Source organism: Parcubacteria group bacterium, assembly GCA_041657845.1.
Taxonomy (GTDB): domain Bacteria; phylum Patescibacteriota; class Minisyncoccia; order Moranbacterales; family JAKLHP01; genus JAKLHP01.
The window spans coordinates 1-6,891 of sequence record JBBABD010000039.1; the positions used below are offsets into that span (position 1 = coordinate 1).

9 protein-coding genes are annotated in these 6,891 nt (G+C 36.2%); all 9 read right to left on the reverse strand.

The features are described from left to right. Positions 1-21: 21 nt before the first annotated feature. The gene (locus WC906_04710) at positions 22-1,737 is read right to left on the reverse strand and encodes a HAMP domain-containing sensor histidine kinase (GenBank protein MFA5777714.1); all 1,716 of its coding nucleotides are present in this window, start codon (positions 1,735-1,737) and stop codon (positions 22-24) included. Next, positions 1,734-2,243 (reverse strand): YkgJ family cysteine cluster protein, encoded by a 510-nt coding sequence (locus WC906_04715; GenBank protein ID MFA5777715.1) that lies wholly within the window; start codon positions 2,241-2,243, stop codon positions 1,734-1,736. Before WC906_04715 ends, WC906_04710 begins: the two co-directional genes overlap by 4 nt. 99 nt (positions 2,244-2,342) lie before the next feature. Then, positions 2,343-3,080, reverse strand: a complete 738-nt coding sequence (locus WC906_04720) for a hypothetical protein (protein MFA5777716.1) — start codon at positions 3,078-3,080, stop codon at positions 2,343-2,345. A 161-nt stretch (positions 3,081-3,241) separates the two neighbouring features. Continuing rightward, on the reverse strand, positions 3,242-4,312 hold the full coding sequence (gene speD, locus WC906_04725) for an adenosylmethionine decarboxylase (GenBank protein ID MFA5777717.1): 1,071 nt from the start codon (positions 4,310-4,312) through the stop codon (positions 3,242-3,244). Between the two features lie 101 nt (positions 4,313-4,413). Next, a complete protein-coding gene (locus WC906_04730) occupies positions 4,414-5,199 on the reverse strand; it encodes a hypothetical protein (GenBank protein MFA5777718.1) in 786 nt (261 codons plus the stop codon). A 164-nt stretch (positions 5,200-5,363) separates the two neighbouring features. Further along, positions 5,364-5,777: a hypothetical protein gene (locus tag WC906_04735; GenBank protein ID MFA5777719.1), complete on the reverse strand. Its 414-nt coding sequence runs from the start codon at positions 5,775-5,777 to the stop codon at positions 5,364-5,366. Between the two features lie 12 nt (positions 5,778-5,789). After that, positions 5,790-6,245 carry an IS200/IS605 family transposase gene (gene tnpA, locus WC906_04740; protein MFA5777720.1) on the reverse strand — a complete coding sequence of 152 codons (456 nt, stop codon included), beginning with the start codon at positions 6,243-6,245 and terminating at the stop codon, positions 5,790-5,792. A 4-nt stretch (positions 6,246-6,249) separates the two neighbouring features. Next, the gene (locus tag WC906_04745; GenBank protein MFA5777721.1) at positions 6,250-6,573 is read right to left on the reverse strand and encodes a hypothetical protein; all 324 of its coding nucleotides are present in this window, start codon (positions 6,571-6,573) and stop codon (positions 6,250-6,252) included. A 106-nt stretch (positions 6,574-6,679) separates the two neighbouring features. Next, the coding region (locus WC906_04750) for a hypothetical protein (protein ID MFA5777722.1) at positions 6,680-6,891 on the reverse strand (212 nt) is incomplete at its 5' end.

Sequence of the window (6,891 nt, forward strand, 5' to 3'; positions counted from 1 at the left end):
TATAACCTAAAAACTACAACCCTACCCTTTCGGCTGGACAATCGGCAATTCTACGATAAACTTCGACCCTTTTCCCGCTCCTTCAGATTCGACATAAATTCTTCCGTGCTGGGCCTCGATTATGTTTTTGCCGACATAAAGTCCAAGCCCGGTACCCCCGACATGCAAACGGCTGGTATCTTTCCCGCGGGAAAATTTGGAAAACAAATAAGGACGTTCGGTTTCCGGAACTCCAAGCCCAGTATCCGAAATTGAAATTTTCACCAAATTACCTCTAAGCGTTTCAAAACTGCTTCCCGTATGGGACACGTTCCAAGTTCTGTTGATTAGAAGTTCAACCTTAACTTTTACTCCGCCTCGCTTGGTATACTTGAGAGCATTGTCAACTAAGTTAGAAATAACTTCCCGAGTTTTTCCTTTATCAATTTCAATCTCAGGAAGCGGATTTTGAGGAAGATCCAGATGCAGATAAAGTCCTTTGCCATTTGCAATAACCGAGAATGTGTCATACAAATCTTTTACTATATTTTCTATTCTGCACTTCTCAAACATAAATTCCATTCTTCCCGACTCAATCCTTGAAACATTCAAAAATTCCTCAACCAGCTGAATAAGCCTTTCATTGGAAGTGTAAATCTTGTTCAAAGGATCAGCTATATATGGCTCGATCTTTCCATAGGTGCCTTCAAGAATAAGCGACACATAACCCTTAATGGAAGTGAGCGGAGTCCTGAGCTGATGCGATGCGATGGAAATAAACTCCGACTTGGCATTATCCAGCCTTCGAAGCTCATCATTGGCAACCGCCAGCTTCTCGGTTATTTCCTGAAGCTCTTCCTTTCTTCGGACTTCTTCCTTTATTGATTTAATCAGCATTATTCCGAAAATAACTGAAAGAGCAAGGGCTATCATATTTAAAATTCTATTTGTTGGATTCTGAATAAAAAAGAATTGAGAACCAATTAAAATCCAAATTACTATAGTTAGGACTTGAGCAGTAATTGTTTTGATATTAAGAAATTTATATTTAATTATTGACCAAGTAACTAGTCCGGTAAAAAGTAAGCATGAAACAGGAGCCCACAAAGTAGAAGTAGGATATCCCAAACGAGGAGCAATTATTCCCATGCCAACACTCACTATAGTCCAAATTAAAAATCCTAATAAAACAAATAATGTTTGCTTTTTCAAATTTATATCTGAAGTTTGTTTGATTTTTTTAATAAGTAAATACAGGGCTAAAACTGTATAAATTATCAGAAGAGAAGTCACATACCAATATATTTTTCCAGAAGTCGTTTCGCACCATGCAAGATCAATATACTCAACATTCATTTTATTTGGAAGAAGAAAAAATAAAGGCAAAAGAGGAACGAATATAGCAACCTTTGCTAAAAATGAAGGAGTTTTTTTATAAAAATTGATAATAATAAAATAAATAAAAATTGATGGAATAATTCCGACGATTATATTGAATTCATCAAAAAATACTGAAAGTCTCGAATCATTTTGCGCCCAATTACCAAGCATAGAAACCATCCACAAGGTCATTGCTATAGTCAAAACAAAAAATACTCTTATAGATTTATTCTTTCTGTCTTTTAAAAAAACAAATAGACCAAGTAAAAAGGTAACGATAATAGAAGGAAGGAATATAAAATAAATATATTGAGGAATATCTTGGGAATAAAATATATATTTCGTTGCTGCACCGTCGCAAAATATAGAGTTTATCATATTTTTATTTTTATTATGTTTTTATCTAACCAGTAATTTCTCTTATCTCCAAACCAGTCACGAATATCTTTTTTCTTTATTTTTTTCAACTCTATCTCCCAGTAACGCCTCACCGATTTTAAAAGATTTTTATCCTTAGATATTTTCTTTGAAAATGGACAACTTTTATGAACCATCATGCCATAAATTTCTTTTTTCTCATCTCTGCCATATTTAATTACAGGAAAAACAGGATAACTTATGCAATCCAATGGCCTAATATTAATTTTCAATATGCAACCATTGTTGCCTAAAAAATTGCATTTTCCTCCCATGCTTATTCTCTCTATTTTTATATCTTTTGATTTTCCTTTATTCCCCCAATTCTTTCTAATTTTTAGTAATTTTTTATCAATAGGAATGTTTCTTAATTCCCAATCGAAAACAGTAAATTCAGCTTGTTTACAACACAACCCATTACATTCCTTACAATGCTTACTAAATTTTTTCAGTAATTCTTTTCTCATAATAAATCGACTGCCAATGACGTTATGTCTTAATATAATTATACAATAATTTTAATAAAAATAAAACACCGCCTGAGATTATGTTAATCTCTAGCGGTGCTATTGCCTAAGCCACTTGTAGTATTCATATCCCAAAACTGTAAAATAGAACACTACCGAGAAAATTGAGATGAACTGATCGAAAAATTCATATCCCAAAATTCCTAGATAGAATATAATCGACCAAAATCCGATACACCACACGACCGAAGGAAGAGTAATCTTAAGAGTTTCTTCGAAGCTGATGTAGTCCTTTTTTCTCATAATTAGTGTGATTATGTCTGACTCAATCCATAGACTGCCTATCCAAAATAAAAGTCCGCTGCTCTTCATAATCCACTTCGTGAATTTGTCTATTTTCTCACCAAATTCATCAAGATTTCTAAGCTCCCTGACCTCATTGATGAGAAGAAAATCATAACCCTTTTTCATGGAGATGCCGTAAAGCCAGATCACCATCATGCAAGCAAAAAAGAAAACGGCAGTCCCCACCAAAAACATAGAAACAATTCCCCATTTGATTCCGACGTAGATCATTAAAGCATCTACAAACAAAGATATTGATGATAATATCCTGTTGATAACCAAAAATTTCAATATTGCTCCAGTATGAGGAATTAGTATCGATACCCTGGTAGCAAAATCTTCCCACCCGCTTGCCATTAATGCCACATTGGAAAAAACAACAAGCCAGACAACCTTCTTCCAAAGAATTAAAAAAACTTCTTTAGGAAGGAAAATTATTGCAAGCGCCGCGACAACCGCGGCAAGTTTTAAAAACCTTTCGCGCGTCGTCATAGCGACACCTCCTTGTGTTTTTTAGGAACTTATTGGCCTTATTTCATGCCAACCTTGTATTATACTCCTAAATTTGAATTTTGTCAAGGATAAAAACGGCTTAAATAAAAGAAAAAAGTAGAAGAAAACCCACTTTAATAGCGTAAAAAGCATCCTATATTTCACTTTTTTCCAAACAAAAATGCGCAACTTTCCCCATAACTAGGGATAAAAACATCTGAACGCGTAATATATTTAAGACTATTTCCTTTTAATATTTTTTCAATAATACTAGATTCATCAACAAATCCCGCCGCAACGCTTGATGCTCCACTTTGCACACTTATCCATCCACCTTCTTCAAGCCTACTTTCAGAAAAAGATATTATTTTTTCAAAAAATCCCCTAAACTCCTTCTCTTCTTTTTTTGTTCCAATTGGAGCATCTGTCAAATCACAAATAATACCATCGTATTTTTCTTTCGTCACTTTCAGAAAATGCAATGCATCACCAATAAATAATTCTACCTTTTTACTATCAAATATTTTTTGATCTAAATATTTTTTGGCGCATTTAACAATTTCAATATCAAGATCAATTACTCTTATCTTAAGATTAGGATTCTTCTCTAACGCCATTTGAGCTATATATCCATCGCCACCGCCTAAAATTAGAACATTCTTGTCAGTTTTTCTAAGAAATTTAAGCATTTCTTGATCATATATTCTATGATCAGATTCAGCAGTTTGCATTACATCATCAATAATCAGACATTTTCCATAATCTACCGAATCAACAATAATTGTTTTTTGTCCGGCTGATGTTTCTTTTTCATATAAAATTTCCTTTATCTCCAGTTTCATCTGTTCGCCGTTACAAAAAATAGGAAGATTCAGAAACTGATACCCTCTGTTTATTTTCTGCGAATTCATGTGTTTATGAGAAACTTCTTTCTTTAATCTCTCAAATGCAATATTAGTTTCCTCTTCAGTTGCACATGTAAAAATATCGCAAGCAACATAATCCCTGTTTGGCCATGTGTGCACAGAAATATGAGACGAAGACAGCAAAATAAATCCCGTGATGCCACATGGTTTGAATTCATGGAAATAACTATGCAAGATTTCCATTGAAGTTCCTTTTACGGAATTGCTTAAGGCCTCCTTCCAAAAGTCCACTGAATTTATTTGTTCCTTGCCACAACCAAAAAATTCAATAAGATAGTGAATACCATCAGGATTGTCATTTTTCATATTTTTAATTATATAATAAAAACAAATTATTTAAAAGCTAGGTTTACAGTTAAAAAATAGGGCTGGAATTACGATTGTTTTCGCAACTCCAGCCCGCTTTGTCAAAAATTCCATACGATAGACGCGCCTACGAAAGGTTTGTCTGTCCTGGAAGAAATTCCGTCTTTCCGGCCGAGATTTTGCTGGGTCATCCCAGCAATTTTGAGGTTCAGGTTTTCAATCAATTCGACTGAAACCTCAACCTTCTCTCTGGCATATGCCAGATTCTCGGCCTGACCTCCATAGATGCCAGTGTTTCCACCAGCACCCACCTCGACATTCAAGGAAACCTTTTCGGTAACCTTAAATTCCCTCTTGAATCCGCCGTAGTAGGCGAATCCGTCAAGGGAATTCGAGTATTCATTCCCTTCTTCGTCTTCTACCCATTCTTTCTGGGTAGCGAAACGATACTCTGCCTTGAGGAAGGGAACAATTCCCCAAATAACCTCAGGAAAATTAACTTCACCATAAATAGCGTTGTAGTCAATTTCCCCTTTTTCACGCATCCAATAATGCGCAAATCCGACATCAAATTCCATTCCACAGGCTTCTGTGTAGAAGCCAAAATAAACATCTGTTTCTTTCGGCTCGTGTCTTAACGGAGCATAATTCTCCGCTTTAATATACAGGCCAGTATTTTCTTTTTCGACTCCCACAGTTGCAGATTGGGTCGATATCGGGTTATCGTAGTACATTTCCCCGGTAATTTCGTCGGCATACTTGTTATGTATGCTGACTGAAGCATCACCGATGACCCGCCAACTTACCTTACTTTTCTCCTCAGCGGAAGAAATTCCTACTGAGAAAAAAAATGCCAATACCGCCATTACAGCAATCAATCTTTTCATATTCCCCTCCTTGGGATTTTTTCTAAATTTTTTGAGAACTATTTGGCCGTTTTAGACCAATGGTACATTATACTCCTAAAATCCCATCCTGTCAAATGAAAACATCAAACCCCTTAAATAAGGGGTTTTTAGTATAAAGTTTGAAAATTTTATTGCTATTTTTATCATTCTCCTGCCCCTTCATCCGTCGAATCCGTTGGAACCGCACTATCGATGCAATCTTCCGTTTCGGAATCGCAAGGCGCCTCTTCTGCAGACAAGCTTTCTTCATCAGAAGCCTCTTCCTCCAAAAGACAAGCTTCATCGCCTTCCTCACAATCGCTTTCCTCTGATTGCAAACATTCCTCATCCCCTTCTTTACAAGCAGTTTCCTCTTCTTCATCGGCCGGATTATCAATATTATACTGCTCCGGATCATTGCATTCAATTCCGTCCGCATTTCCTTCCGCGCAAAGTTCGTAGCTGCAATCCTTCTCGCCTTCGGAACAAATTAAAGCTTCACAACTTTCATCAACATTCGGATCGCAAAGCGGAACATTGAAAGCTTTTCTTTTTATTAATAAAATACCTCGCAGCAAGCTGACGAGGTATTAAATACCTTCGAACAGCTTGCGTTGATTTCTATAAATTTGTTTATACTCTAGTCCTTGATTTCTTACATATTCGCTGACTACGATTTCTGTTCTGTTTTTACTGACGGTACTGATGTAATATCCTTTTGTCCAGAATTGCCCTCCCCATAGCATTCTTTTCACTTCTGGTTTCCTCTTGAAAATCATCCTTGCGGTGATGCTTTTCGTTATCTTGGCTATATTCGTTGGTGATATCATCGGAACGCTTTGGATGAGGAAATGAACGTGATCTTTGTCTGCTCCAATTTCGAGAAAATGGATATCGTAGCAATCTTCAATTTCTTGGCATATGTTTTTCAATTCTTCTTCAACTCCTTCGATTCCTTCAAATACTTTTCTTCGATACTTAGCTGGACATACCAAATGATAGATTAGTAGTGATACGTTGTGAGATTTTTTTATGTGTTCGGACATGCTCTCATGATATCATTACGCCCTCCCGAAGCATAGCTTCGGAGAAAATTGTCATTTTATAATACCAAGTATCTTCCTCCGGATTTCCGGTGCATTCTTCTTCCGCCGTCGGATCACAGACATAAATAAAACATTTTTCAATTGTCGGATCGCAATCAGCCTCGGCTGTAATGAAATAATCGCGCGCCATTACTATCCGGTAATAAGTAAATGCAACTGAACCGAAAATCAAAAGCCCGAAAACAGCAAAAAACAAAACATTCGGCCATTTTTTTTCTTGTTTTTCTTTTTTTTCTCCTATTGTTTTTCCCAGTAAATCAATACTCATTTTTCTATTATACCATTTTTTAGAAATATGACAATTCACCTGTGAAATAATTTTAAAAAAAAGAGAGCTCCCCTGCGAGAACTCCCTTTCTCAAAATTCAGATGCTTTACCTTGTCAAATCCTCTCTGATTTTCTTCAAAATTAATCCTGCTTCTTCTTTCCCGCCAATTCCGAATGCCAATCCAAAAGCCAAAGAAATCGCTGCGATTAGTCCCATAAAAATCGTATTGACCAAAGACGTTGCGATCCCTAGCTGAATTAGCGCGGCAAGAAGCCCAAAAACAATAATTGCCCACTTCGCAACTGTCGCCAGAAAAG

Bases quoted from the DNA above. Each gene is read 5' to 3' on its own strand.
- WC906_04715 (MFA5777715.1), bottom strand. From the start codon at position 2,243: ATGAGAAAAGAATTACTGAAAAAATTTAGTAAGCATTGTAAGGAATGT.
- tnpA (MFA5777720.1), bottom strand. From the start codon at position 6,245: ATGTCCGAACACATAAAAAAATCTCACAACGTATCACTACTAATCTAT.
- WC906_04710 (MFA5777714.1), bottom strand. From the start codon at position 1,737: ATGATAAACTCTATATTTTGCGACGGTGCAGCAACGAAATATATATTT.
- speD (MFA5777717.1), bottom strand. From the start codon at position 4,312: ATGAAAAATGACAATCCTGATGGTATTCACTATCTTATTGAATTTTTT.
- WC906_04720 (MFA5777716.1), bottom strand. From the start codon at position 3,080: ATGACGACGCGCGAAAGGTTTTTAAAACTTGCCGCGGTTGTCGCGGCG.
- WC906_04745 (MFA5777721.1), bottom strand. From the start codon at position 6,573: ATGAGTATTGATTTACTGGGAAAAACAATAGGAGAAAAAAAAGAAAAA.
- WC906_04730 (MFA5777718.1), bottom strand. From the start codon at position 5,199: ATGAAAAGATTGATTGCTGTAATGGCGGTATTGGCATTTTTTTTCTCA.